The following is a 25,087-nucleotide window of genomic DNA, read 5'->3' as shown; positions in this document are numbered from 1 at the left end:
GGTTGGCGCTCTGTCAATTCCGTCGCGCAATATTGTTTTCCGCGCTTCGACCTGGGATTACGACGCCGGTGCGTTCCTGTTACACACCGACCGGGTGGTTGGAATCCGAGTTGATCTCACGCTGGGTACCCCTACCATTCGGTAGATTTCGAATTCACGACCCTGAACAGCCCATCCGAACCCCCGATATGGCGGATTGGCCGTTCGGGGTCCGGCAGGTGGAATATTCTGCATCGCGATGGTGCACATGGCCCATCCGATTGGTGCCAAGGAGGGGCTGTTCGATGGACGTCCGGTACGAAGCGTATTGCTTCGCCGATCCACTGTTCTTCGATGAACAGCGGGAAACGGGGGACGCCGCCGACGATTTCGCCTCCCTGCTGCCCGCCCCCGGGGACGGCTGGCGCACCGGAGTGCGTGGAGTGTGGCGGTTGTTGCACCCTGTTGCTCGAAACCTTCCCTTGCAGGGCTGGAAAATCCACGTGTCGGCAGGTTTGGGCAACGCCGAGCGGGTGCTCGTGAAGGTGCACGAGCATTGTGTCGAGCACGCCGTGTCCTACAAGCATCTGCGTTCGCGGACGACCCTGCTCGCCAGGAATTCCAAATATGCCCCGCGTGACGGAAGCGGTAAGTTACTGACTCTTTATCCAGCTGACAACAACGAGCTCGAACGTGTTCTCGTCGCGTTGTCGGCGAAGCTCGACGGCGAACCAGGGGCGTACATTCTCAGTGATCTTCGGTATGGTGCCGGGCCGCTCTACGTCCGCTACGGCGGATTCGCCGAGCAATGGGTCGAACTCGACGGCAAGCGGGTTCTCGCGGTCCGCAAACCGGACGGCACGCTGGTCCCGGACAAGCGCGAACCGACCTTCTCCGTACCCGACTGGGTGACGATTCCGGAGTTCCTCGCCCCTCATCTCGCAGCTCGCAAGAGCGGCAGCGCGGAGCAGTTCCCCTATCAGGTGAAAAGTTCGCTGCACTTCTCGAACGGCGGCGGCGTGTACCTCGCCGACCGGAAGTCCGACGGCGAACGAGTGGTCCTCAAGGAGGCCCGGCCGTTCGCCGGCCTGGACCGCGACGAGGTCGACGCCGTCGAACGCCTCCGCCGTGAGCACGAGGTGCTGGAGCGACTGAAGGGCATCGACGGCATCCCCGCCGCCTACGACCGCTTCACCGTCTGGGAGCACCACTTCCTGGCGATGGAGTACATGCCGGGCGTCTCGCTCGGCAACTGGCTCGCCCGCAACTACCCGCTCACCAGGCGCGACACCACCGAGGCCGACATCGCCGCGTACACCGAACGCGCGCTGGCGCTGGTCCGGCGGGTGGAGGCGACCCTCGGCGAGGTGCACGGCCGCGGCATCGTCTTCGGCGACCTGCACTCGCTGAACATCCTGGTCGACGGGGACGACGACACCGTCTCCCTGATCGACTTCGAGATGGCCGCCGACATCGAAAGCGGCACGCGGCCCGCGCTCGGCGCGCCCGGCTTCCGTGCCCCGAGGGACCGGAACGGGTTCGAGGTCGACGAGTACGCGCTCGCCGTCCTCAAGCTGTGGATCTTCCTTCCGCTCACGACGCTCCTCGAACTCGCCCCGGCGAAGCTGCGCGGTCTCGCGGACTTCGTCCAGCAGCGCTTCGACGTCCCGGAGGGCTACGCCGACTCGATCGTCGCGGAGCTCGCGCCCCGGAACATGCCGCCGCTCACGAGCACCACGGAGCTGGACCAGGACCGACCCGACTGGGCGCTGGTCCGCAAGCAGATCACCGAGGCGATCCTCGCCAGCGCGACCCCCGAGCGCACCGACCGGCTCTTCCCCGGCGACATCGAACAGTTCCGCGTCGGCGGCGCGTGCTTCGGCTACGGCGCGGCCGGCGTCCTCCACGCCCTGCACGGCGCCGGTCATCGGCATCCCGCCCACGAGCGCTGGCTGCTGGACTCGATCCGCCGCGATCCGCCGGGACGGCCGGGGTTCTACGACGGCTCGTACGGGATCGCGTACGTCCTCGAAGAACTCGGATACCGGGAAGAGGCCACCAAACTCTTGGCGGCGTCGGCGAGGCTGGTCGAGCAGACCACCGACCACGGCCTGGAAGGCGGCCTGTCCGGCATCGGGCTCACTCAGCTGCACTTCGCGGTGGCCCGCAAGGACAACGAGTTCGGCAGGCAGGCGCTCGCCACCGCCGTCCGGCTCGCCGAAGCGCTCGAGATCGCCGACCCGCCCGGCGACTTCGGCCGCGCCGGGCTGCTCAACGGCTGGTCCGGTCCGGCGCTGCTGTTCGTGCGACTGTTCGAGCGCACCCGTGAAGAAGGCTGGCTGTCCTTCGCCGACCAGGCGCTGGAGCGTGACATCGAGGAATGCGTCGAGTCCGACGACGGTTCGCTGCAGGTCCGCGACGGCGAGACCCGGACGTTGCCGTACGCGGGTGTCGGCAGCGCCGGGATCCTCATGGTCGCCGAAGAGCTGGCGAAGCACCGCCCGGACGCGAAGGCGTTGAAGAGCCTTCCCGGCCTGCGTGAAGCGTGCCGAGGCGAGTTCGTCATCCACCCCGGGCTGTTGTTCGGCAGGGGCGGGCTGATGACCGCGCTCGCCATGGGCGCCGAACCGGACCAGCGTGTCCGCGACGCCATCGACCTGCATCTTTCCCGGCTCGCCTGGTACGCGGTGCCGTACAAGGGCGGCCTGGCGTTCCCCGGCAACCAGCTGCTGCGGCTGTCGATGGACGTCGTCACCGGCGGCGCGGGCGTCCTGCTCGCCTTGGCCGCCACCCTGGACGGGAAGGCCGCGCTGCCCTTCCTGTCCTCCCGAACTGCCGTCCGATGAGGACGGCGGACCAAGAGGTAACTAGTGAAAGGGAACACCATGGAACTGGTTCTCGACCTGCAGGCCCTGGAAGCCCCCGAGGTTCTCGAAGGCGGCGGCGGTGGCAGCCACGGCGGCGCGAGCAACCTCAGCCTGCTGGCCTCCTGCGCGAACAGCACCGTCAGCCTGCTGACCTGCCACTGAGTCACGGCTGATCACTGAAGGCGCGGGAGCGGCACAGGCCAAGTGCGCCGCTCCCGCGTCTTCATTTTGCCTTCCGGTTCATCTCGTTGGGATCACGGTGTTGAGGAGTGGCTGAAGGGGCCCTTCACCGCATGCGATGCGGGTAAAGCGCCCTTCACCGCGTGAGACGAGGGGAAGGGGGCCCTCGCCTCCGACCCGAGACTAAGGAGTGGGATGGCGGGTTCCGCCGATCGGTTGCTGGTCAAGGTGACCGCGCTGGATCGCCCCCGCCTGATCGCGCTGATCTTCAGCGCGCTCGCCGGGACGGCGGCGGGGCTGCTCCTGCCCGGCGCGCTCGCCGCCGCGGTCGACGCCGTGGTCGCCGGGCGGCCCAGCCTGCCCGAGGTCTCCTGGCTGATCGTCCTCGGCGTCACCGAGATCGCCGTCGGCCTGATCGGCGGCATCCTCACCGCCCGGATGACCGCGTCCGCCACGGCCTGGCTGCGCCGGAAACTCGCCGACCGCTATCTCGCGCTCGGCACCGGATCGACCTTCGCCGACGGTGACGCGATCAGCAGGCTCACCGGCGACTGCACCGGCGCGGGACTGGTCGCCTCGGTCGTCGTCCAGCTCGGGTCGACCACCCTCATCTCCGGCGGGGCCGTCGTGCTGCTCGCGCTGATGGACTGGCGGCTCGCGCTCGTCTTCCTCGGCAGCATCCCGTTCGGCCTGATGCTCGCGCGCACCCATCTGAAGAACACCGCCGACGACGTCCTCACCTATCAAGAGGTTTCCGGCGAACTCGCGGCGAGGATGGTCGACGCCGTCGCCGGGCTCCGCACGATCGCCGCGTCGGGCACCGCCGATCGCGAAGCCGACCGTGTCCTGCGGCCCCTGCCGAAACTGAGCCTCGCCGGCCGCGGGATGTGGCGCACGCAGGCGCGGATGGTGTGGCGTTCCGGTCTGCTGCTGCCCGCGGTCGAACTCGCGGTGCTCGCCGCCGCCGGTTTCGGTGTGCTGGAAGGCAGGCTGACCGTCGGCCAGGTCCTCGCGGCCCTCGGCTACGTCGCGCTCGGCATGGGGCTCATCACGCAGATTCCCTTGCTCACCACGCTTTCCCGCGCTCGGTCGTGTGCGCGGCGGATCACCGAGGTGCTGGAGTCGCCCGTCCCCGAACCGGGCGAACTCGGCGTCGTCCCCGGGCGGGGCACGCTCGAACTGCGCGGCGTCACCGTCGAAGGCGCGTTGCGCGACGTCGACCTGCTCGTGCGGGGCGGCCGGTTCACCGCGGTCGTCGGGCGGTCCGGCTCGGGGAAGTCCGCGCTGGTCAACGTCCTCGGTGGACTCCTGTCGCCGGACGAGGGGACGGCGACGCTCGACGGCCGTCCGCTGGAGAAGCTGCGGCCGTACGAACTCCGCGCGGTGGTCGGGTTCGCCTTCGAACGGCCCGCGCTGCTCGGCGCGACGATCGGGGACGCCGTCGGCTACGGCTCGTGGGCGGGCGAGGCCGCCGTGCGCGCCGCCTGCCGATCCGCGCAGGTCGACGATCTGATCGTCCGGCTGCCGGACGGCTACCGGACGCCGCTCAGGGAGACACCGCTCTCCGGCGGGGAGGCGCAGCGGATCGGCCTGGCCCGCGCGATCGCGCACGCGCCGCGGGTGCTCATCCTCGACGACGCCACCGCCAGCCTCGACACGGTCACCGAAGCCGCCGTCGAGGAGGCGATCGAACGCACGCTCCCCGGCCGGACCAGGGTGGTGGTGACGCATCGCGCCGCCACCGCGTCGCGGGCGGACACGGTGGTGTGGCTGGAAGACGGCCGCGTCCGGGCGGTCGGCGCGCATGCCGGGCTGTGGCGGAATCCGGCTTATCGAGCTGTCTTCACCGAGGGCGCGCAATGAGCGTCTGGGGGCTCTATCGCTCGGCGCTGGCCGGGCAGTGGCGCGGCGGGCTGGTCCTGCTGGCCTGCTCCGTGCTGGAGAGCGCGCCCGCGTTCTTGTCCGGTCGCCTGGTCGAACTCGCGGTTGACGAGGGGTTTGCCGCGGATCGGCCAGGCACCGGACTGCGTTGGCTCGCGGTCTTCGGGCTGGTCGCGGTGATCGGCGCGTTCGGTTCGCGGCTGGTGTGGCATCAGCTCGGCAAGGTCGTCGAGCCGTTGCGCGACGCGCTGGTGACCGCCGTCGTACGCGGGGTCCTGCACGATCCGGCGCCACCGCGCAATCAGCCGGACGCCAGTGGCGTCGCCCGCATCACCCAGCACGTCGAGGTGGTGCGCGACGCCACGGCCGGGCTGCTGGTGCAGGCGCGCGGGATGATCGTGACGACGGTGGCGGCGCTCGCCGGGTTGTTCACCGTCGCCGGTTCGCTCGCCCTGATCGTGGCGATCCCGGTGGTGGTCTCGGTTCTCGTGTTCGCCTGCCTGCTCCCGTCGCTGGCGCGGCGTCAGCGCGCGCTCGCGCTGGCCGACGAGCGGACCGCCGAGGTCGCGGGCGCGTCGCTGTCCGGGATGCGTGACATCGTCGCGTGCGGCGCGGAACCCCTGGCGGCGCTGGAGCTCTACGACGCCATCGAAACGCAGGCCAAGGCGGCCGTGCGGGTGGCGCGGTCCGGGGCGGCCAGGACGGTGGTGATCGCGACCGGTGGTTTCGTGCCGCTGCTCCTGGCGTTGCTGGTGGCGCCGGGCATGGTCGAGGCCGGGGTGCTCACCGCCGGTGCCGCGCTGGGCGCGCTCGTCTACCTGGCGACGACGATGCAGCCGGCGTTGCGGGGGCTGGCCGCGACCGCGAGCACCGTGGTGCTGCGGCTGATCGTCGCGCTGCGGCGGCTCGCCGAGACGGCCGAGGCGGAGCCGGAAGCCGACGGCACGGCCGAACCCGACGGGACCGCGATCTACGTGCGCGACCTGACCTTCAGCTGGGGCGTGGCCGCGCAGCCGGTGGTGCGCGGACTCGACCTGCACCTGCGGCCCGGCGAGCGGCTCGCGGTCGTGGGACCGAGCGGGATCGGCAAGTCGACCTTGGCCGGGCTCCTGACCGGCATGCTCGCACCGCAAGGCGGTCGGGTGCTGCTCGGCGGAGTGCCGGTCCGGGAGGTCCCGGCGGCGCTGCGGCACCGGATGATCGCGCTGATCCCGCAGGAGGCGTACGTCTTCGCCGGGACCGTGCGGGACAACGTCGGCCTGTTCGCGCAGACGGCGATGGACCGCGAACTCCTGGCGGCGGTGGCGGCCGTCGGCGCGGAACCGCTGGTCACGCGGCTGGGCGGGCTCGACGGCGAGATCGGGCACGGCACGCTGTCCGCCGGCGAGGCACAGCTGATCGCGCTCGCGCGCGTCTACGCGAGCGAAGCGGGCGTCGTCATCCTCGACGAGGCGACGTCGCACCTCGACCCGCCCGCCGAAGCCCGCGCGGAACGGGCGTTCGCCGAGCGGGGCGGGGTGCTGGTGGTGATCGCGCACCGGCTGTCGTCGGCGTTGCGCGCGGACCGGGTCCTGGTGATGGACGGCAAGGAGACCGCACTGGGCAGCCACCTCGAACTCATGGACCGGTCCACGCGCTACGCCCAGCTCATGCACGCCTGGTCGCCGCGGCTACCCCAGCCCAGTGCGCCTCCGGTCCAAAGGAGCTGAAGGACGCTTTCACCGCATGCGATGCGACGAAAGCGTCCTTCACCGCGTCTTATGCGGCGAAAGTCCCCTTCAGCTCGTCGAGGGCCGCACGAAGGAGGCCTTCGACAGGAACTGGACGTCGAGACGTCCTGTCGACGAAGACGTGCACGAAGTGCCCTTCCGCGATCACAGTCTCCTTCGAGTACATCCCGACCTCGTAGCGGACGCTGGACCGGCCGAGATGGCCCACCCGCAGGCCGACCTCGAGTTCTCCGGGGAACGACACCGAAGCGTGGTACTTGCACTGCGATTCCACACACAACCCGATGACCTCACCGGTCTCGATGTCGAGGCCGCCGCGTTCGATCAACCAGGTGTTGATCACGGTGTCCATCACCGAATAGTGGACGACGTTGTTGACGTGCCCGTAGACGTCGTTGTCCTTCCACCGCAACGGAACCGTCTGCCAGTGCGGATACTCGGCGGTCACCACAGCGTCACCGACTCCCGCAGGATGACGGCGAGGTCCGCCTCCGACGCCTCGCGCGGTGCCGTCGCCAGCAGCCGTTGTTGTTTCACCGTGCCGGAAACCAGCGAGTCCACATCGGACTCGGAGTAGCCGACGGCGCCGATCCCGTTGGGGATCCCGATCTCCCGCATGATCTGCCCGAGCACCGCGGGCAGGTGATCCCGCAGATCGCCCGGCCATTCGTAGTCCGGCGCGAGCAGCCGCGCCACCCGGATGTGCCGGTCGGGCGCGGCGTCGAAGGTGAACCGGAACGCCGCCGGCGCCGTCAGCGAGACGGCCATCCCGTGCGGCACCATCGCTTCGTCGCCCGGATACCCGGACGGATGGAACTCCCGCACCTGCCCGGCGATCGGATACGCGTTGGCGTGCGGGATGTGCACCCCGGCGTTGCCGAAGCCGAGCCCGGCGAACGTCGCCGCGAGCGCCATCGCCTCGCGCGCCTTCATGTCCGAGCCGTCCCGCACGGCCGCGGGCAGTGCCCACGACAACAGCCGCAGCGACTGCTCGGCGAACATGTCGGCCAGCGGATTCGAGCCACAGTAAGGAACGCGGTCCTCCGGGCGCTTCCGGTCGAACTCGGTGTACGGCTTGGCCGTGTAGCTTTCCGCGGCGTGGCAAAGGATGTCCATCCCGCTGGCGGCGGTCACCTCGGGCGGTTGCGAGACCGTCAGCCTCGGGTCGACCACGGCGAGGCTCGGGCGCATCCGGAGATGGCTGATGCCGCTCTTCACACGCAGTGACAACACGTCCAGCACGCAGACCGTGGTGCTCTCCGAGCCCGTCCCGGTCGTGGTCGGCACCGCGACCAGCGGTTTCAGCGGCGAGCCAGGGGCGCGGCCGCCGCCGACCGGCGCGTTGACGTAATCCATCAGGTCGCCGTCGTTGCTGGTCAACAGGTTCACCGCCTTGGCGGTGTCGATGGCCGACCCGCCACCGACGGCGACGAAGGCGTCCCACTCGCCCTGCCCGCGGGCGAAGTCGACGGCCTTCCGCATGCTGACGTCGGTCGGCTCGACGTGCACGCCGTCGAAGACGACGGCTTCGATGCCATAGCTCTCGATGCCTTCGGCGATCCGTTGTGGCCAGCCCGTCGCGGCGACGCCCGCGTCGGTCAGGACGAGTACGCGGCGCGCGCCGTACTGGGTGAGGTCGTAGCCGATCTCATCGCTCGACCCGGTGCCGTACTTCAAGGCCGGCGCCCCGTAAGTGAAAACAGTTTCACGTCCGGCGGTGGCTGAGGTCACGTTTTCGTGCTCCCTTGCTCGAACACGTTCCGAATATCGGACATTCCGCCGCTCCGGGGTTGCCGGAATCGGAAGATCGCTTGACGGCACCGATCACCGCCCGCCTAAGCTCTTCTCATTAGATACCAACCGGGAGCGTCCGTCGCCCAGACGGCCGTGCGGATCCTGACCGAGGCGCAGATCCACCGCGTGTACGCGGTGGTGGGTGAGTCCTTCCTGGATCTGCTCGACGCGCTGCAACGCGAGCGCTCGATCACCTTCGTGTCGGCGAGACACGACTCGGGCGCCGCCTTCATGGCCGAGGCCGAAGGCAAGCTGACCGAGCACCCCGCGGTGCTGCTGGCGGGCCGCGGCCCGAGCGCGGCGAACCTCGCGATCGGCGTGTCCACGGCGTACCAGGACGAGAGCCCGATGGTCGTCCTCCTGGAGAACCCGCCGCAGGATCCCGGCCCGACGAGTGAGCTGCCCACCGCCGACCTGACCGCGATGTTCGAGCCGATCTCGAAGTGGACCGGCCGCGCGGAATCCCCCGACGAGGTCCCCGGCCTGCTGGTCGAGGCGCTGACCCGCTGCCGGGAGGGTCGGCCCGGACCCACCGTCGTGGCCGTCCCCGCCGACTTCTGGGGTGTCCCGTTCGATTCGGCGAAACCGGTCGCCGCCGTGCGGCCGCCCGCCACCGGCGCGCTCGGCCGGACCGCCGAGGCCGTCGCGCAGCTGGTCGACGAGGCCCGCTACCCGGTGGTGATCGTCGGCGGCCGGGCCCGCGCGGCGCGCGACGAGCTGATCGCCGTCGCCGACGAGCTCGCGCTGCCGGTGTACAACGCGTTCCGCCGCCAGGACGCCTTCCCCGAGAACCACGCGCGCTACGCCGGCCATCTCGGCATCGGCATCCCCGCGCGGCAGCTCGACGCGCTGGAGCGCGCGGATCTCGTGCTCGCGCTGGGCACGCAGCTCGACGAGGTCACCACCCAGTCCTTCCGCTACCCGACGCCGTCGCAGACGCTGGTGCTGGTCGGCACCGGGATCGAGCCCGCCCGCCGCGGCGGGCTGACCTTCCGGGTCGACTCCGAGGTCGAGCCCTTCCTGCGTGAACTGCGCAATGTCGCCTCGCCGAGGCAGCGGCGCGCGTCGGCCGCGAACGCCGCGGTGCACACCTTCATGACGCCGCCCGACACCAGCGGCGCCACCCGGGTCCACCCCGCCGACGTCATCCGCGCGGTGCGCAAACTCGCGCCCGAAGACGCGATCGTGACCAGCGACGCGGGCAACTTCGCCCAGTTCATGCACCGCTACTGGTGTTTCACCGCGCCGCGCAGCCAGCTCGGGCCGAGCAACGCGGCCATGGGCTACGCGGTCCCCGCGGCGGTCGCGGCGAAACTCGCCGAACCACGCCGGACGGTGATCGCGATGGCGGGCGACGGCGGCGCGCTCATGACCGGGCAGGAGATCGAGACCGCCGTCCGCTACCGCGTCCCGGTGACCGTTCTGGTGTTCCAGAACGGAGTGCACGGCCCGCTCGCCGTGCACCAGGCGCGCAAACACGGGCGGCTCTCGGGGGTCACCGTCCCCATCACCGACTTCGCGTCGTGGGCGCGCGGCCTCGGCGCCGCCGGGTACACCGTGGACGATCGGGAAGAGCTGGAGCCGATCATCGCCAGCGCGCTGGTGCGGCAACGGCCTTGTGTGATCGACATCCGCACGGATCCGGACGTGGTGACGCCGGACATCCGGCTGACGACTCTGCTGGGCGCGTCGAGGCCGCAACAGGGCGGCCAGTAGGGGCCGCCACGCCCATTACCGGGCGGTACGTTTTCTCAGGGGATACACAGAAACCCTTGTGGTGCCGTCTTCACCTGCCCCGAAGGGTGGGAGCGAGGTGACGACTCGGCCGACTTTCGGTCGCGGACACCGGATTTTGTCGGTCGGCCGTGGCACAATCGCGGCAACACCGAGAGTCCGATATGGACCGGGGCAATGGCCGGTGTGGTTGTTGGCACGCAGTACGTACGTAGAGCGTTGTGTTGACACTGGGAGAAAACATGGCTGACGAAGCGAAGCCACAGGACAAGTCCGTTTCCGGCGTGGTGCCGGTGCTGTTCAGCGCGGACGCGGAGACCCACGACATCGCCGTCGTGGCCACGAACCGGGAGGCGTTGCGCCGTTCGCCGTTCGGCAACGAGGCGCCGTTGCGCGCGGCCAGCGGGGAATAGCCCGGCCGGTGACCGCTCCGGCCGGAGAGGTACAGTGCGTCGGCGCACACCCGGGTGATGGCGCTTGTCGGCCTGCGTGAGGTGTGCTTTACTGCACCAGGTCTCGATTTTTGTGTTCGTGTTGGTTCACGCTCGCAGAACTCAGCGGGCGTAGTGTCTCCTCGTGTTTCCGGGGAAGCAAACCGTCTGGTCATGACCCGGGCTGCCGACGTGGCTTCCTGTTTGTTTGTGTTGCATATGGAGATTTTATGACTCAGGGCACTGTGAAGTGGTTCAACTCCGAGAAGGGGTTCGGCTTCATCACTCCCGACAACGGCGGCGGCGACGTCTTCGTGCACTACAGCGAGATCAAGGGCAACGGCTTCCGTACCCTCGAGGAGAACGCCCGCGTGGAGTTCGAGATCGGGCAGGGCGCGAAGGGTCCGCAGGCCACCTCGGTCACCGTGATCTGATCCAGGTTTTCCAAGCAGGGCCGTCATCCCCTCGGGGAGGCGGCCCTGCTGCTTTTCCGGGACGGCTTCGGGCGATCACACGAGTTACGCCTTCAAGCACATGAGTGCGGTGCCTGCCCGCCCCCGATCCTGACGAAAGTCGACGCCTCCGCCTGACTTTCGTGCGCTGCCCCGTGTCGCCCGTCCCGGCGACGATTCCACCATGAACGGTGGAACAGGCCGATGGATCGGCGGAGTGGCACTGATTCTCGCCCCGCTCGTCTGGTTCGCGGGAATGCTGCTGCGGCATCTGGTGCTCAAGGACTTCACGCCGGAGCAGGTCGCATGGTTCGACCAGCAGCCCTTCGCGGCGCCTGGGCAGCTGGCCGCGTATGCCGCGAACCCCGCCTTCGTGACGGCCGCGTACTCGGTCTTCCTGCTCGGAGCGATCCTCCTGTTACCGGCTTTCCTGATGCTGGCGAAGATCGTCGCGGCGAAGGCACCGGCGTTGGCGGTCTGGGGATTCCTGCTACTCGCGCTCGGTTTGTTCGCGCGGGTCTACTTCGCAGGCGTCGAGCTGACGGCCTTCGAGCTCGTCGACAAGCTCGGCCTGGACCAGGCGACGAGGCTCGTCATGGACGACTACGTCGACCTGTCCTACGGGTTGTGGCGGATCCCGGTCACCGCGTCGGTCGGCCAATACGCCGGGGGACTGCTGCTGGCCATCGGGGCGTTCCGGGCCGGCACCTTCGGCACCGGGCGGGCGCTGCTGTTCCTCTGGCCGTGCACCCTCTGGATGGGAGTCCTGAAGGAAAGCGAGTTCCTGAGCATCGTCACCGCGGTGGCCCTCGGCCTGGTGCTCGTCCCGCTCGGCGTCCGCGTGCTGACGGGCAGTTCGCCCGCCGAGCGGAAGCCCCGGCCGCTTTCCTGGTGACTCTCAGGCCGGGGAGACGAGTCCCGCCTCGTACGCGAGCACGATCGCCTGGGCGCGGTCCCGCACCCCGAGTTTCGCCAGTATCCGGCCCACATACGTCTTCACGGTCTGTGCCGAGAGCACCAGATCCGCGGCGATCTCCGGATTAGACCGCCCTTTCGCGATCAACCGCAGCACTTCCCGCTCGCGTTCGGTGAGCACGTCGAACCGCGCCGGGGACGGCCGCGGAACCGGTGCGGCGGCCACGAAGTTCGCGATGAGCCGCTTCGTGACCGCGGGGGAGAGCAGCGCATCACCGGCGGAAACCACTTCGATGGCCTTGATCAGCTCGGCGGACGGCGCGTCCTTCAACAGGAATCCGCTCGCGCCCGCCCGCAGCGCCTCGTAGACGTAATCGTCCAGATGGAACGTCGTCAAGACGATCACCTTCGGCTTCGCGCCTTCGCCTTCGCCTTCGAGCAACCGCCTCGTCGCTTCGAGGCCGTCCATGACCGGCATCCGGATGTCCATCAGGACGACGTCCGGTGGCGTCGCCAAGGCGGAAATACCGGCGAGCGCCGCGATCCCGTCACCGGCTTGGCCCACCACGTCCAGCCCCGGCTGCGCGTTCAGCAAGCCGGCGAAGCTTTCTCGCACCAGGGCCTGGTCGTCGACGATGAAGACGGACGTCACGCGTCACCCACCCCCGGGAGATCCAGCCTGACGGCCACGCGGAAACCGCCGTCCGGCCGCGGCCCGGCCGCATAGGTGCCGCCGATCAGCGTAACGCGTTCGGCGATCCCGGCAAGGCCGGTGCCGTCGCCCGCCGTGGGCGCCGCGAGCCTTGACGGCGCCCCGTTTTCGACGAGGAGCGTGAGCCCGTCCGGTGTCCGCCGCACCTCGACGTCCACGTCCGCTCCCGGGCTGTGCCGCGCCGCGTTGCTCAGCGCCTCCTGCAGGATCCGGTACGCGGCCAGTTCGATCAGGGCGGGAACGTCGTCCCCGCCGTCGATCTCCGCGCGGATCTCGATACCGGAGGCCCGGCAGCCGTCGATCAGCGCCGGCACCTCCGCGAGGCCCGGCTGCGGCTCGTGTTCGGGTTCGGCGTCCGTGTCACGCAGCACGCCGACCAGCCGCCGGGCCTCGTCGAGCGCTTCCCTCGCCGCGACCCCGATGGCACGGAACTCCTCCTCCGCCGCCTCGGACACGTCCGGGACGCGATAGCGGGCGCTGTCGGTCCGCAGCGCGATCAGCGAGAGGTGATGGCCGATGATGTCGTGCAGTTCCCTGGCGATCTGCGCGCGTTCCTGCAACGTGGCCCGTTTGGCCCGCTCCTCGACCGTCGTGCGCTCGGCCGCGTCGGCCTGCTCCAGCGCCCGGCGGCGTTGCTGCATCCCGTATCCGGCCGCGATGGTCGCGGCCACCACGATCAGCGACCACACCAAGGTCTTCGTGCCCGCGCGCGGGAGCTGGGCGATGCCGACCGCGACGGCCAGCGTCACGGCGATGGCCGAGATCCCCCTGCCCTGCCCGGGTTTCGCGCGGGCGAGCGTCATCGCGAGTACCGGGAGATACGGCAGGACATGGATCTGCAACGGCCAGTCCGACAGGTGCGGGCCGAACGGCGTGTGGTCGGCGGGGAAGAGGACCGCGACGATCGCGGCGACCATGCCCGCCGCCGCCACCCGGACGGCGGTCAGCGGGCGCTTGACGACCAGCAACGGCGGCACGATCTGCAGGAGCAGCAGGAAGAAGACCAGCGGCGCGCTGCTGCCGCCGAGGTAACGCGCCCACGTTCCGTAGGTCAGGCCCGCCAGCACCGCGAGCGCGGACCCGGCGAGGAGGGCCTTGACCCAGACCGGCCCGCGCCACCAGGCGGACGGCGGTTCGAGATCGGCGTCGCGGCCGGTGAGGAGCGCCCACCCCACGGAGGCGCCGTACGAGTCCATGGCTCGACGCTAACGACGCCGCGGACCGGGCACATCCCCTCCAGGGGGACACCAGGAGCCCCCCACGGGGTGAGGCGGACTGCTCGCCCGGGAGGGATGTGCCGGACGGCCGCGCGCGGCCAGGCTCGTCGCATGAACGACATCAGGGGGTTGCTCCGGCTGTCCGCGTTCGCGTGGCTGGCCGCGGGGGTGGCCATCGCGATCTACGTCGAGATCGTCAGCGCCGGGGCGGTCGATCCGCTCGCCACCACCTTCAGCGAGTACGTCCACGTCGGCCAGGGCGCGCGGCTCGTCGGGGTCGCGATGCTCGCCACCGGTTTCGGCGCGCTGGCCGTCGCGGCAGGCGTCCGGCTGTCCGGGGCGGTGTGGGCGGCCAGGCTCGTCTCCGTGTTCGGCATCGGGTTGTGCGTGCTCGCGGTGTTCCCCCAGGAGCCGATGGACCAGCCGCTGACCTGGCACGGCGCGATCCATCGGTATGTGGCGCTCGCCGCTTTCGCCGCGTTGCCGACGGCAGGGCTGGTCCTCGGTGCGGCCCGGCGGTCGTCCTGCGCCACGCTGGCGGCGCTGGTGGTCTTCGTGTCGACGTTCCTGGGCGACGCCGGTGCGGTGAGCGGCCTGGCCGAACGGATCCTGCTGGTCCTCGAACTCGCCCTGCTGGTCGCCTTCGCCCGCCGGAGCCACGGTGACTTTGTGATGCAACCTCGTGCAACTCTTTCTTTCGTGGCCCGGACGTCGTTTCCTAGTAGGGACTTGGCGCGGCAGCGGAGGACATGTGGGCGAAGCGGTTGCGGGGATCGTGGCGAACCCCGCTTCGGAGCGTGACATCCAGAGCCTGCGTTCGGCACTGAGGGTGGCCGGCGTCGGCCGCGTGATGGTGTGGACCGACGCGGGCAAGATCATCGGCACCGTCCGCCGGATGGTGGACGCGGGTGCGAGCGTGCTCATCTGCCTGGGCAACGAGAGCATGATGCGGGCCGCGGCGGCCGCCTGTGGTGACGTCCCGCTGCTGATGCTCCCCGCAGGGGGCGCCGACGAGTCCACCGTCGCCGGGCTCGCCGCCGGGCTGGTGGCCACCCATCAGGTGGACACGGACCTGGTCACGAACCGCGCCACCGTGCTCGAGGTCGTCACGAAGGCCCGCCGTGAGATCGCGCTGATCGACGTCAGCGTGTGCTCGGAGAGCCGGTGGGATCCCGCGTCGCTGACCGAGCTGTACTGCACGTTCGCGGTTCCGGACGGGGTCGGGCTGTCGAGCATCCCCGGGCGGCTGTGCCCCAGCCCGAAGTCCACTGTGGACGGTGTCGCGGTCTCGCTCGGGCCGGTCGACGAGACGCCGTACGTCGTGCAGGCGCCGATCGCGCCCGGCGAGGTCCGTGAGGTGGGCGTACGCGGCTGGAGCGTGCTGCACGCCGGGGTCCGCGTCGATCTCGCCGCCGCCGGCGGCTCCATCGCGCTGGACGGCCAGCCGCATTTCGTGCTCAAGCCCGGAGAGAGCGCTTTCGTCGAATTGAAGCCCGATGGCCCGTGGTGCGTCGACGTCCGCGCCGTGATGGCCGAGGCCACCAGGACCGGCCTGCTGCTCGGCCGGAAACCGACGGGTGCCTTTTCCGCGTCCCGCCTGGCCGACGCCCCCTTCCCCGGGTAGACCTCGCCCAGGTCACAGAGACCTTCCGCTCCCCGGGACGCCCGGGCACACTGGCCTGAACAGAGCAGAAGGAGTGGGCCAGGTGCAGCTCGAGGCGGCGCTGCCGGTCGGTGCGGATCCGCGGCGGCACGCGCGTGCCCTCGCCGAAGTGCGCGAGGCCGCGCTCGCCGGGACCGCGCTCCCCGGGCGGCCACGTGCGGTCATCGGCGCCTCCTGGCAGCGCATGCGGCAGCTGGGCCTGGACCCGGACCGCGGCTCGCCGACGTCTCCGCTCGCTCCGGAACAGCTGGAATCCCGGCGCCGCGACAGCGGCCTCGCCACCGTTCTCCCCGCCCTTCGCGGCGGCCTGATCGGCCTCGCCGAGCAGGCCGCGCACATCATGGTCGTCGTCGACGCCGACGGCCGGGTGCTCTGGCGCGACGGCAGCACCGCGGTCCGCCGTCGCGCCGACGGGCTCGGTTTCGTCGAAGGGGCCGACTGGCACGAGCCCGCCGCGGGCACCAACGCCATCGGGACGGCGCTGGTCGCCAGGCATCCGGTGCAGGTCTATTCGGCCGAGCACTACGTCAGCAACCAGCACGACTGGACCTGCGCCGCCGCGCCACTGCACGACCCGAGGACCGGCAGGCTGCTCGGCGCCGTCGACCTCTCGGGACCGGCCTCCACCGTGCATCCGTCCACCCTCGCCCTGGTCGACGCGGTCGCGAAGCTCGCCGAAGCGCATCTGCGCACCACGCATCTCTCGGATCTCGAACGGTTGCGCGGGCTGGCCACACCCCTGCTCGCCAAGGTGAAGGGCCGGGCGGTCATCACCGACCCGCACGGCTGGATCGCGGCCTCGGCGGGACTCGTCCCGGTCGGCCGGATCGCGCTGCCGAACGACGCGACCCCCGGCCGCACCTGGCTGCCGACGTACGGGAACTGCCTGCTGGAGCCGCTGCCCGGAGGCTGGCTCGTCCGGCTCACCGAGGAGGAGGACGCGCCACCGACCCGGGTCGTGCTCGATCTGAGGTCTTCGCGGGAAAGCACGCTGCGAGTCTCGGGCGCGGCCGGCACCTGGTCGCATCGGCTGAGCCCGCGGCACGCGGAGATGCTGTACGTCCTCGCGCGCCATCGTGAGGGCGGTCGGCCTCGGAACTGTCGCTCGACCTGTTCGGCGACGCCGGGCGCACCGTCACCGTCCGCGCGGAGATGTCCAGGATGAGGCGGCATTTCGGCGGATTCCTGCTGGCCAGGCCGTACCGGTTCGGCGACGACGTCGAGGTGTTCGTCGAACGGCCCGCCGACGGCGAGGTCCTGCCGCATTCCGTCGCGCCCGCCGTCCGAGCTTGAGTTCCATCCCCTCCTCAACCCGCCGGTGGTCCCGCTCCACCCCTCGGCGTGCCTAACGTCCGTGGGTGTCGTCGTCCTGGTCGAGATGATCACGCGTCCGAGCGATCACTGAGGGGGGAGATGGGGAAGCGGGAGAAGCCGCTCCTGCCGGACACGATCGCGCCGAGCTGGCTGGTTGTCCAGGCGCTCGGCACGGCCGCGGTCGTGGTCGTGCTGCTGACCGCGAGCGAGTCCGATCCGTGGATCTGGACGGCGTACGGCGTCAGCGGAGCCTGCTGGCTGGGTTTCGTGGCGGCTTCCCCGCGTTTCCCCCGGGTGGCGACCGTGCTGCTCGCGGTGGCGAGTGTCGCGCCGTCGATCGCGCTCGGCTGGGCGGAGGACTCCTCCGCCATCGTGCTGGCGGTGGTCACGGTCAGCCGGTTCGCCACCCTGACCGAGCCGTCGGTGGCCGCCATCGTGGGGGTGGTGGGGCTCGACGCGAGCCTCGCGGCGGTCACCGGCCTGGTCGCGGGCGCGGCCGAACCGCTGGTGTTCGGCAATGTCGGCGTGCTGCTCGTGCTGATGCTGCTGGGCTTGAACCGGCGGCAGTACGAGGTGCAGGCGGTGCAGGCGGCGGAGTTGCTGGCGCAGACCAAGCTGGCGCAGACCGAACACGCGCGGGCGGCGGCGCTCGACGAGCGCACCAGGATCGCCAGGGAGATCCACGACGTACTCGCGCATTCGCTGGGAGCGCTGGGAGTCCACCTGGAGGTCGCCGAGGCGCTGCTCGCCGAGAAGTCCGATGTGGACGGTGCGCTCGGCAGGGTCCGGTTGTCACGGCGGTTGGCGGCGGACGGGCTCGCCGAGGCACGGGACGCGGCCGCCGCCCTGCGCAATGACGTCCCGTCGCCTGCCGAAGCCCTGCGGCAGCTGGCCGCCGCGCACCACGGCGGGGCGACCTTCGAAGTGGTGGGGGAGCAGCGGCCGCTGCCGTCCGCCGCGGTGGTCTCGCTGGTCGGCGTCGCCCGGGAGGCGTTGACCAACGCGGCCAAACACGCCGCCGGGCGGCCGGTGTCGCTCCGGCTCCACTTCACCGAGGAGGAGGTCCGCCTGCGAGTGTGGAACGAACTCGGCGAGACCGTCCGATCGGAGGACACCGGCGGGTTCGGACTCACCGGGATGAGGGAACGGCTCGCGCTCGCCGGTGGCACGCTGACCGCGGGCCCGGGTGACGGGCGCTGGACGGTGGAGGCGGTGGTGCGGGCGTGATCCGGGTGGTCGTGGTCGATGACCAGCAGGTCATGCGCGAAGGGCTCGTCGCGCTGCTCGGGCTACTCGACGGGATCGAGGTCGCCGGCGCCGCGGGCGACGGACGGCAGGCGCTCGACCTGCTCCGCCACACCGCGGCCGACGTCGTGCTGATGGACCTGCGCATGCCCGTCCTGGACGGGGTGGCCGCGACCAGGCTGCTCAAACGCGATCACCCGGAGGTCGCGGTCGTCGTCCTCACGACATACGCGGACGACTCTTCGATCGCCGACGCGGTGCGTGCCGGAGCCCGCGGCTACCTGACCAAGGACGCCGGACGCGCCGAGATCGGGGCGGCCGTCCGCTCGGCCGCCAACGGGCAGGCGATCTTCGCCGCGGAAGTCTCCGACAGGCTCGCCGCCGCGCTCGACGCGCGATCGGTGACGCGGGCCAAGGTCGAACTGCCCGACGGACTCACCACCCGCGAAGCCGAAGTGCTCGGCCTCATCACGCGGGGGCTGTCCAATCCGGAAATCGCCGCCGAGCTGTTCAGCGGCGAGGCGACCGTGAAAAGCCACATCAACCACGCCTTCGCCAAGATCGGTGTGCGCAATCGTGCGGAGGCCGTGCGGTACGGCCTGGAAAAAGGGCTCTGAACCTGCCCGGAGATCACGTGCCGATGACACACGCCGGTGTCACTGGCTGCGCTGATCCCGACTCGGATACCTTCTGTGCGGATGGAGCCAATGGGGAGGATCGGCGATGACGAGCACTGTGACCCGGCCGGGGAGCCCCGCGCCACCCCCCGCGCCGGAAGGCCGCGGCGGGATCGCCGGGCTGCTCGAGCTGCCGGGGAACGGGATCCGCGCGATCGTCCGGTCCGCGGCGACCACGCCGGGCAGGCTGTCGGTGATCGCGATCGGGCTCGTCCTGCTGTCGCTGGTCGCGGGGCTGTTCGGGACGCTGGCGGCGCAGGACAAGAAGGACACGATCAACGGCCTGATCGACCACCGCGAACCGCTGGCCGCCGCCGCGCAACAGGTCTATCGCGCGCTTTCGGACGCAGACGCGACAGCGGCCAGTTCGTTCCTCTCCATCGGCACCGAGCCGCTCCCGATGCGCCAGCGGTACGAACGCGACATCGCGGAGGCCGGGGCGGCACTGGCGAAGGCGGCGTCCGACTCGTCCGGCGCCGGCAAGGCGGCCGAACAGATCAACATCCTCGGCCGTGAGATCCCCGTCTACACGGGACTGATCGAGACGGCACGCGTCAACAACCGGCTGGGTTATCCCGTCGGTGCCTCGTATCTGCGCGAGGCATCGGAGCTGATGCGGGCGAAAATCCTTCCCGCCGCACAGGATCTCTACCGGACCGACACCGACCGGCTCGCCGCCGAACAGGACGACGCGACCGGTTTCCCTTGGCTGTCAACGGCTTTGGTGCTCGCACTGCTCGCCGCGCTGATCGTCACGCAGGTGCACCTGACGCGGAAGACCAACCGGTTGCTGAATGTCGGGCTCGTCGTCGCGACCGCGTCGGTGGTGGTCGCCCTGCTGTGGGGCGCGGTCGCGCTGATCGTGCAGAGCACCCTCGTGAGCAGCGGTGAGGAAGACGGCTCGCACCAGGTGGACGTGCTCGTCCGGGCCAGGATCGCGGCGCTGCAGGCGCGCGCCGACGAAACGCTGACCCTCGTCGCCCGCGGCGACGGCGCGGCGTACGAAAAGAACTTCGGCGATCTCGCCGCGCAACTCGGCGGGACGGACGGCCAAGGCGGTCTGCTGGGTGAGGCGCGCGGACTCGCGGCCGGCGGCGCGGCCGCGGAGAAGGTGGACGCGGCCATCCAGGCGGCGTCGGCGTGGTTCAAGGCGCACGGCGAGGTCCGGCGGCAGGACGAAGACGGCTTTTACCAGGACGCCGTCGCCACCGCCATCCGCGACGACAAGAAGGACGGCGCGGCCGGGGCGTTCCTGCGGCTCGACGAGAACCTGGTGGCCGCGATCAACGTGGGACGACAGGAATTCCTCGACGACACCCGCGGCGCCGATCGCGCGCTGACCCTGCTCGCGCCCGGTATCGCGGTGCTGGCGGTGCTGGCGGCGGCGGGGTCGGCCTTGGGAATCCGTGAACGGCTGAGGGAGTACCGGTGATGCGGAACGGTCTGCGAACGGCCGTGCTCGGCGCGGTGTTGGTGCTGGCGACGGCTTGTGGCAGCGCGGGGGCACCGGTCGACCCGGCGCCCGTCGGCGACGTCGCGCCGCCGCTGCCCGCGAACGTCGGCGGCGCCGACAACACCGGCGGTGGCGGAACGACCGACACGAGCTGCAACCCGTTGGCCAGCCTGCGGCCGACCAACGGAACGTCGATCACCAGCGGCTCGACGATGGCGAAGATCAAGGAGAACGGCAAGCTCGTCGCGGGCGTCGACCAGACGACGTTCCTGTTCGGCTTCCGGAATCCGACGTCGGGCCAGCTCGAAGGTTTCGACATCGACATGGTCAACGAGATCGCGAAGGCGATCTTCGGCAGCGCGGAAGGCCGCGTGCAGTTCCGGGCGATCCCGTCGAAACTCCGGGAAGAAGTGCTCGAGAAGAAGCAGGTCGACATCGTGGTGCGGACCTACAGCATCACCTGCAGCCGGCTGAAGAAGGTCAACTTCTCGACCGCCTATTACCAGGCGGGACAACGGATCCTGGTCGAATCCGGCTCGAAGGTCGCCCAGCTGTCGGACCTCGCCGGGCGCCGGGTGTGCGCGACCAAGACGTCGACCTCGCTCACGAAGATCGCCGCGGATCCGTCGAAGCCGGTGCCGGTCTCGGTGGACAACTGGTCGGACTGCCTGGTGATGTTGCAGCAGAAGCAGGTCGAGGCCGTGTCGACGGACGACGTCATCCTCGCCGGGATGCTCGCGCAGGACCCGACACTGAAGATCGTGGGGGACCGGTTCACCGAGGAGAACTACGGCATCGGGATCCCGAAGGAGAACGAGGACATGGTGCGGTACGTGAACGCCGTGCTGGAGAGCGTGCGCGGGGGCGCGTGGCAGGCGAGCTACGCGAAATGGATCGGGAACAAACTCGAAGGCGGGACGCCGCCCTCGCCACAGTACAAATGAGAACGGGCCGTTCGGGATTCGCTCCCGAACGGCCCGCTTCGTCTTACGGGGCCTTGTCGCCGATCACCGGCGGCACCGGCTTCGTCTCGCCGTCGTAGCCGCCGAACAACACGTCGGCGTCTTCCTCCTGCAGGTAGCTCGGGGCCTTCTTTTCCTTGTCCTCTTCCTTCTGCCCCTTGCCACCGGGCGCGCCGGCCCCCATCGGCCCGTGGCCGCCGCCGCTCTTGCCCGCCGCGGCCGCGCCACCCCGGGTGACCCGCTCCTCCGGCAGCTTGCCCGCCCCGGACCCGCCGCCCTTGCCCGCGAGCTTCTCGGCGTCACCGGCCGAAACCTTGCCGCCCGCGAGCCGCTCGGCGACGTTGCCCGACCCGCCGTTGCGCCCGAAGCCGCCACTGGTCAACCGGTTCGCCGCACTGCCGCCCGGCCCGCTCGTCGTCCGGCCGGGCTTGCCGCGATACTGCTCGCTGCCCAGCCGGCCGAGCCCGGTGGGCCCAGGCCCGTTCATCGCCGCCAGCCCTGGCCCCGGACCCGGCCGGAACGACCCCGGCGGCCCGCTGACCGGCTGATTCGGCCCCGGCACGCCGGTGTGCCCGCCACCGGTCGTGATCCCGGGCCCCGGCGTGGGCCCGCTCGGACCACCCGGCATCCCTGGCCCTGGACCACTGTTGGGCCCAGGCCCCGGCCCGCCGCTGAACCCCCTGGGCTCGGTACCACCCGAGAACCCGGACGCCGTCGTCGACTCGCCCATCTCCGGCGGCGGGGCGAAAGTGGGCTGCTTGGAATTGACGTCGAAGAGCGACTGGTCGTAGTTGTGCATCACCTGCGCGGCCTGCTGATGCGCCTGGAACGACTGCTCCTGCTTGGCCGAGATGTTGCCCACCGTGTCCACCGCGCCGGCGAGATTCCCCGTCGCGAGCTGGTTGAGGGCGTTCTTGTACTCGGCGTTGCGGTCGAAGGGGACCTCTTCGGGCATCGAGTTCTTCGCGGTGGTGGCCGCCGCGGCGGACTGGGAGAACCGGTTGGACGCGAGATACGCGCCGTCGCCCGCGGTGTCGGCCCACTTGCTGATGTTGGTGAAGAAGTCGGTGACCGATTTGGCGCCGTCGCCCTGCCAGTGCTCGCCCTCTTTGCCGATCGCGTCGCGGACGGCGTTGCTGAAGTTGTTCAGCGAGTTGCCCTGGTTGTTCCAGAGCTCACCCTGCCGGTCGACGTCCTGCGGGTCGAGATCTTGCGTGATCATGTTCTTCAGCTCGCCGTGCGGAACGGCTTCATAGCGCTGCTCAGACGGGTTGAGTCCAGTACGGAACTGCTGGCCTTGCGTGAGCGCCGCGGCCTGATCGGCCGAGTACTGCCCAGCCTTCGCTTCAGCGGTCAGCCTCGCGGTCAGGGAGTTCCCGCCGGGGCCAGCGTTGGTCTCGTTGTACGTGTCGGAGTACCGCTTGGCCTCGTACGTCCGGCCGGGGTTACCCAGCGCGGAGAACTTGCTGTCGAAGTCGTCTTGCCCGACGTTGACCATGGTCCCTCCCGTTCCGTCGTCAGTTGCTTCTAGGCAGTTTCGGTTCAGCGGCTTCTGCGATCTCGCGGGAGAGAGCGCAGGCTTCCTCGTTGGTTCCGTTCCGTTCCAGAGTGGTTGACGCCGTCATTCGTGCGTTGGGGCCGACGGCGACAGCGACCGTGCACGCGTCGGTTCCCGCGTCACCCGGGATTTCAACCGCGTCGCGACCGTTCAAATTCGAGGGAACTTTGGTTCCTTGACCTGGCGACAGTTGGTCGATCCCGGCCTCGGGAACGAGGTAGATGCTGACGGAGGCGTAGCCCCGTTTCGCGGTCCCACATCCGTTGTCACTCTCGTAGGTCTCCACCTTCGGAGGCTCGAACCCCTTGACCGCGGTCGTCGGCTCCAGCAGACCGCAGGCACTGAGATCCTTGAACACATCGGTCGGCTGAGTGCTGGCCCTGATCGTCGGAGCCTGAGGCAAGGCGTCGCCTTGAAGCTCGGACGAACAGGCACTGGCCGCGATCGCGAGTACCGCGATCGGCGCGATCCGAGAACCTCGGTGCGGGCGAAGGGGCATCAGCTCACCTTGGGAAGCTTGGGCTCAGCGGCGACCGCGATTTCCCTGGACAGCGCGCAGGCTTCCTCGTTGGTTCCCTTGTTCAAACCAGTCGAAGCCGTCAACCGGGCATTCGGTGTGACGGCGATCGCCACCGTGCAGGCCTGCTTCCCTGCATCACCCGGTATCTCGACGGCTTCGCGTTCGCCGACCTTCGTCGGGATTTTGGTTCCCTGCCCAGGAGACAGTTGGTCGATCCCGGCCTCGGGAACGAGGTAGAGGCTCACGAAGCCAAACCCCTGTTTCCGCGCTCCACACCCGTTGTCGCTCTCATAGGTCTCTTCAACAGGTGAAGCGAAGCCTTTGGCTGTAGTCGTCGGTTCCAGCAGGTCGCAGGCTTTCAACTCCTTGAAAACATCAGCAGGGGCCCCGCTGTTGGGCGCCGATGTCGAGTTGGACTGCGTCGGCGCGGGCGTCGCGTTACCGGGTTTCTCTGTTGAGCACGAGGAAAGCCCGACGGCGAGAATGGTCGACAAAGAGACGACGAGCAAGGTCCGTGATTTTGTGATCATGTCGGTCTTTGTCAGTCCTTTTGGAGAGATTTCAGCTGGTCGGCGTTGGCGTTGTCTCGTTGCATGTACTTGGACTTGGCCAAGTTGATCGCTTCTTCCGCGCGGTTGAGAACATCCCGTAGTGCGTCGAGTTGAGTCTTGGCGGATAGCTCGTCGCCGTCTGCTACGAGAGTCGCGTGCTGACCGACTTGCTGTGCGAAGGGGCCAGTGCCCAGCTTCGGCTTTTCCGTAAGACGTTGGAACTGGACTTGGTGGTTCGACCAGTCAGTGATGTAGTCGGAGATCGCCCTCTTCAGGGCTTCCCCAGCCTCCTCGCTGACCGCGAACCGCCCCTCTTTCGCAGCGGTCACCATCGCATCGGCCTGCGCCGAGAAGTCGCCCAGAATGTCCGAGAAGTTGCCCGGCGGTCCGCCGGTGCCGTCCGTCATGGTCTCTCCCCTGTACCAAGTCCCGGTTACTCGTAGCGCTCGTCAGATCACGATATCAGCGGAAACGACCCCGAAGGCCGCCTTCCGGCGAGGATCACGCGCTGCCGACGCGGGCGGCTTCGACCAGGTCGTGGACCCATCGTGCCAGGTGAGAGCCACTCGTCGGGGTGAACGTGCGGCGGACTTCGCCGTCGGGGAAGCGGTCGGTGGTGAGCATGAAGCGGCCCTGAAGGCTGTCGAACCACTGGACGCTCTTCTGCTGCGGTTTGCCCCGGTCGTCGCGCAGGGTGAGGCTGATCGTGCCCAGTCGCGCGAGCGGGTGTTCGAAGAAGCGGGCGGCCGCGCCCAGGCGGAGGTTGTCCGGGTCTTCGTCGAAGGGGTCGTCCGGTCGTTTGGCCGGGGGAGTGTGCTGGACGTCGTCACCCGGCCGGGGAACGGCTGCAGCGACGGCAGATATCCGAGCAGGGTCGCGACGACCTGTTCGGGGTAGACCGGCTCGAAGAGGATGTCGAAGCCGCGCTGCTCGCTCACGATGCCGAGGCGGCTGTTCCACGCGCCTCGATAGAGGTATTCGGCATCCTGCTCGACCTCGTGCGCCTCCATGGTGACGACGAAATCCCCGGTCGCCCAGAGTCGGAGGGACTGTTCGTAGTCGCGCAGGAGTTCGCGGCCGCGGGCGAAGCCCCGGTCGGCCAGCCCGGCCCAGATCTCTTCGCAGTGCCGCTCGCGTTCGGTGATGGTGGTTCCGACGGTCGGGATCTCGAAGGGCAGCACGAATCTGCCGAGCCCGAGATCCTCGAGTACGACGTCGAGCTGGGCCATCGACATCGAAAATGACGCAGGCA

22 protein-coding genes and 2 pseudogenes are annotated in these 25,087 nt (G+C 69.7%); 15 read left to right on the top strand and 9 right to left on the bottom strand.

Features of this window, described 5'->3' with window-relative positions; translation table 11 throughout:
* The first annotated feature begins 284 nt into the window (after positions 1–284).
* The 4 genes from lanKC (at position 285) to MJQ72_RS39845 (ending at position 6,616) form a co-directional block, all read left to right on the top strand.
* Entirely contained in the window at positions 285–2,825 is a 2,541-nt protein-coding gene (gene lanKC, locus MJQ72_RS39860; protein ID WP_240596067.1) for a class III lanthionine synthetase LanKC, read from the top strand.
* 39 nt (positions 2,826–2,864) lie between these two features.
* Complete coding sequence (locus MJQ72_RS39855; protein ID WP_123798255.1) at positions 2,865–3,008, top strand: SapB/AmfS family lanthipeptide; 144 nt, start codon at positions 2,865–2,867, stop codon at positions 3,006–3,008.
* A gap of 213 nt (positions 3,009–3,221) precedes the next feature.
* Positions 3,222–4,889 (top strand): ABC transporter ATP-binding protein, encoded by a 1,668-nt coding sequence (locus MJQ72_RS39850; protein ID WP_240596066.1) that lies wholly within the window; start codon positions 3,222–3,224, stop codon positions 4,887–4,889.
* Positions 4,886–6,616, top strand: a complete 1,731-nt coding sequence (locus MJQ72_RS39845) for an ABC transporter ATP-binding protein (RefSeq protein ID WP_240596065.1) — start codon at positions 4,886–4,888, stop codon at positions 6,614–6,616. Before MJQ72_RS39850 ends, MJQ72_RS39845 begins: the two co-directional genes overlap by 4 nt.
* Positions 6,617–6,665: 49 nt before the next feature.
* On the opposite strand, the gene MJQ72_RS39840 is transcribed toward MJQ72_RS39845, so the two are convergent.
* Entirely contained in the window at positions 6,666–7,088 is a 423-nt protein-coding gene (locus tag MJQ72_RS39840) for a thioesterase family protein (RefSeq protein WP_240596064.1), read from the bottom strand.
* On the bottom strand, positions 7,082–8,314 hold the full coding sequence (locus tag MJQ72_RS39835; RefSeq protein ID WP_240596063.1) for a hydroxyacid-oxoacid transhydrogenase: 1,233 nt from the start codon (positions 8,312–8,314) through the stop codon (positions 7,082–7,084). The genes MJQ72_RS39840 and MJQ72_RS39835 overlap by 7 nt, the downstream gene beginning before the upstream one ends.
* Before the next feature lie 171 nt (positions 8,315–8,485).
* Between MJQ72_RS39835 and MJQ72_RS39830 the strand changes: the two genes are divergently transcribed.
* The 4 genes from MJQ72_RS39830 (at position 8,486) to MJQ72_RS39815 (ending at position 11,943) form a co-directional block, all read left to right on the top strand.
* On the top strand, positions 8,486–10,147 hold the full coding sequence (locus MJQ72_RS39830) for a thiamine pyrophosphate-binding protein (protein ID WP_396427027.1): 1,662 nt from the start codon (positions 8,486–8,488) through the stop codon (positions 10,145–10,147).
* A gap of 260 nt (positions 10,148–10,407) precedes the next feature.
* Positions 10,408–10,578: a hypothetical protein gene (locus MJQ72_RS39825; protein ID WP_162836881.1), complete on the top strand. Its 171-nt coding sequence runs from the start codon at positions 10,408–10,410 to the stop codon at positions 10,576–10,578.
* 248 nt (positions 10,579–10,826) lie between these two features.
* Entirely contained in the window at positions 10,827–11,030 is a 204-nt protein-coding gene (locus tag MJQ72_RS39820) for a cold-shock protein (protein ID WP_005163378.1), read from the top strand.
* A gap of 235 nt (positions 11,031–11,265) precedes the next feature.
* Complete coding sequence (locus MJQ72_RS39815) at positions 11,266–11,943, top strand: hypothetical protein (protein WP_240596061.1); 678 nt, start codon at positions 11,266–11,268, stop codon at positions 11,941–11,943.
* Between the two features lie 3 nt (positions 11,944–11,946).
* Here the strand turns inward: MJQ72_RS39815 and MJQ72_RS39810 are convergent, their stop codons facing one another.
* Positions 11,947–12,615, bottom strand: coding sequence for a response regulator transcription factor (locus MJQ72_RS39810; protein WP_240596060.1), 669 nt, complete (start codon positions 12,613–12,615; stop codon positions 11,947–11,949).
* The gene (locus MJQ72_RS39805; RefSeq protein WP_240596059.1) at positions 12,612–13,871 is read right to left on the bottom strand and encodes a sensor histidine kinase; all 1,260 of its coding nucleotides are present in this window, start codon (positions 13,869–13,871) and stop codon (positions 12,612–12,614) included. Before MJQ72_RS39805 ends, MJQ72_RS39810 begins: the two co-directional genes overlap by 4 nt.
* 132 nt (positions 13,872–14,003) lie before the next feature.
* On the opposite strand from MJQ72_RS39805, the gene MJQ72_RS39800 reads away from it, so the two are divergent.
* The 7 genes and pseudogenes from MJQ72_RS39800 to MJQ72_RS39770 all read left to right on the top strand — a co-directional run bounded on the left by MJQ72_RS39800 (position 14,004) and on the right by MJQ72_RS39770 (position 21,188).
* The gene (locus MJQ72_RS39800) at positions 14,004–14,693 is read left to right on the top strand and encodes a DUF998 domain-containing protein (RefSeq protein ID WP_240596058.1); all 690 of its coding nucleotides are present in this window, start codon (positions 14,004–14,006) and stop codon (positions 14,691–14,693) included.
* Positions 14,644–15,516, top strand: a complete 873-nt coding sequence (locus MJQ72_RS39795) for an ATP-NAD kinase (protein WP_240596057.1) — start codon at positions 14,644–14,646, stop codon at positions 15,514–15,516. Before MJQ72_RS39800 ends, MJQ72_RS39795 begins: the two co-directional genes overlap by 50 nt.
* Before the next feature lie 73 nt (positions 15,517–15,589).
* Positions 15,590–16,848: pseudogene (locus MJQ72_RS39790) on the top strand (GAF domain-containing protein).
* Positions 16,849–16,968: 120 nt separating this feature from the next.
* Positions 16,969–18,096 (top strand): sensor histidine kinase, encoded by a 1,128-nt coding sequence (locus MJQ72_RS39785; RefSeq protein ID WP_240596056.1) that lies wholly within the window; start codon positions 16,969–16,971, stop codon positions 18,094–18,096.
* Positions 18,093–18,731: a response regulator transcription factor gene (locus MJQ72_RS39780; RefSeq protein WP_240596055.1), complete on the top strand. Its 639-nt coding sequence runs from the start codon at positions 18,093–18,095 to the stop codon at positions 18,729–18,731. The genes MJQ72_RS39785 and MJQ72_RS39780 overlap by 4 nt, the downstream gene beginning before the upstream one ends.
* Before the next feature lie 106 nt (positions 18,732–18,837).
* Positions 18,838–20,223, top strand: coding sequence for a hypothetical protein (locus MJQ72_RS39775; protein ID WP_240596054.1), 1,386 nt, complete (start codon positions 18,838–18,840; stop codon positions 20,221–20,223).
* A complete protein-coding gene (locus MJQ72_RS39770) occupies positions 20,223–21,188 on the top strand; it encodes a glutamate ABC transporter substrate-binding protein (RefSeq protein ID WP_240596053.1) in 966 nt (321 codons plus the stop codon). Before MJQ72_RS39775 ends, MJQ72_RS39770 begins: the two co-directional genes overlap by 1 nt.
* Positions 21,189–21,231: 43 nt before the next feature.
* On the opposite strand, the gene MJQ72_RS39765 is transcribed toward MJQ72_RS39770, so the two are convergent.
* The 5 genes and pseudogenes from MJQ72_RS39765 to MJQ72_RS39745 all read right to left on the bottom strand — a co-directional run bounded on the left by MJQ72_RS39765 (position 21,232) and on the right by MJQ72_RS39745 (position 25,064).
* The gene (locus MJQ72_RS39765; RefSeq protein WP_240596052.1) at positions 21,232–22,704 is read right to left on the bottom strand and encodes a hypothetical protein; all 1,473 of its coding nucleotides are present in this window, start codon (positions 22,702–22,704) and stop codon (positions 21,232–21,234) included.
* A 19-nt stretch (positions 22,705–22,723) separates the two neighbouring features.
* Positions 22,724–23,263 (bottom strand): DUF3558 domain-containing protein, encoded by a 540-nt coding sequence (locus tag MJQ72_RS39760; RefSeq protein ID WP_240596051.1) that lies wholly within the window; start codon positions 23,261–23,263, stop codon positions 22,724–22,726.
* Positions 23,263–23,814, bottom strand: coding sequence for a DUF3558 family protein (locus MJQ72_RS39755; protein ID WP_240596050.1), 552 nt, complete (start codon positions 23,812–23,814; stop codon positions 23,263–23,265). The genes MJQ72_RS39760 and MJQ72_RS39755 overlap by 1 nt, the downstream gene beginning before the upstream one ends.
* Before the next feature lie 11 nt (positions 23,815–23,825).
* Positions 23,826–24,242 (bottom strand): hypothetical protein, encoded by a 417-nt coding sequence (locus tag MJQ72_RS39750; protein WP_240596049.1) that lies wholly within the window; start codon positions 24,240–24,242, stop codon positions 23,826–23,828.
* A gap of 94 nt (positions 24,243–24,336) precedes the next feature.
* Positions 24,337–25,064: pseudogene (locus MJQ72_RS39745) on the bottom strand (ESX secretion-associated protein EspG).
* Positions 25,065–25,087 lie beyond the last annotated feature (23 nt).

Origin of the sequence: Amycolatopsis sp. EV170708-02-1, from assembly GCF_022479115.1 — a bacterium.
Taxonomy (GTDB): domain Bacteria; phylum Actinomycetota; class Actinomycetes; order Mycobacteriales; family Pseudonocardiaceae; genus Amycolatopsis.
This window is presented reverse-complemented; position numbering and strand designations above follow the sequence as displayed.

Excerpts from the sequence above, each read along its gene's own strand:
- MJQ72_RS39805 (WP_240596059.1), bottom strand. The coding sequence starts at position 13,871 with ATGGACTCGTACGGCGCCTCCGTGGGGTGGGCGCTCCTCACCGGCCGC.
- MJQ72_RS39850 (WP_240596066.1), top strand. The coding sequence starts at position 3,222 with ATGGCGGGTTCCGCCGATCGGTTGCTGGTCAAGGTGACCGCGCTGGAT.
- MJQ72_RS39820 (WP_005163378.1), top strand. The coding sequence starts at position 10,827 with ATGACTCAGGGCACTGTGAAGTGGTTCAACTCCGAGAAGGGGTTCGGC.
- MJQ72_RS39845 (WP_240596065.1), top strand. The coding sequence starts at position 4,886 with ATGAGCGTCTGGGGGCTCTATCGCTCGGCGCTGGCCGGGCAGTGGCGC.
- MJQ72_RS39800 (WP_240596058.1), top strand. The coding sequence starts at position 14,004 with ATGAACGACATCAGGGGGTTGCTCCGGCTGTCCGCGTTCGCGTGGCTG.
- MJQ72_RS39855 (WP_123798255.1), top strand. The coding sequence starts at position 2,865 with ATGGAACTGGTTCTCGACCTGCAGGCCCTGGAAGCCCCCGAGGTTCTC.
- MJQ72_RS39785 (WP_240596056.1), top strand. The coding sequence starts at position 16,969 with ATGGGGAAGCGGGAGAAGCCGCTCCTGCCGGACACGATCGCGCCGAGC.
- MJQ72_RS39775 (WP_240596054.1), top strand. The coding sequence starts at position 18,838 with ATGACGAGCACTGTGACCCGGCCGGGGAGCCCCGCGCCACCCCCCGCG.
- MJQ72_RS39825 (WP_162836881.1), top strand. The coding sequence starts at position 10,408 with ATGGCTGACGAAGCGAAGCCACAGGACAAGTCCGTTTCCGGCGTGGTG.
- lanKC (WP_240596067.1), top strand. The coding sequence starts at position 285 with ATGGACGTCCGGTACGAAGCGTATTGCTTCGCCGATCCACTGTTCTTC.
- MJQ72_RS39770 (WP_240596053.1), top strand. The coding sequence starts at position 20,223 with ATGCGGAACGGTCTGCGAACGGCCGTGCTCGGCGCGGTGTTGGTGCTG.
- MJQ72_RS39760 (WP_240596051.1), bottom strand. The coding sequence starts at position 23,263 with ATGCCCCTTCGCCCGCACCGAGGTTCTCGGATCGCGCCGATCGCGGTA.
- MJQ72_RS39755 (WP_240596050.1), bottom strand. The coding sequence starts at position 23,814 with ATGATCACAAAATCACGGACCTTGCTCGTCGTCTCTTTGTCGACCATT.
- MJQ72_RS39765 (WP_240596052.1), bottom strand. The coding sequence starts at position 22,704 with ATGGTCAACGTCGGGCAAGACGACTTCGACAGCAAGTTCTCCGCGCTG.
- MJQ72_RS39750 (WP_240596049.1), bottom strand. The coding sequence starts at position 24,242 with ATGACGGACGGCACCGGCGGACCGCCGGGCAACTTCTCGGACATTCTG.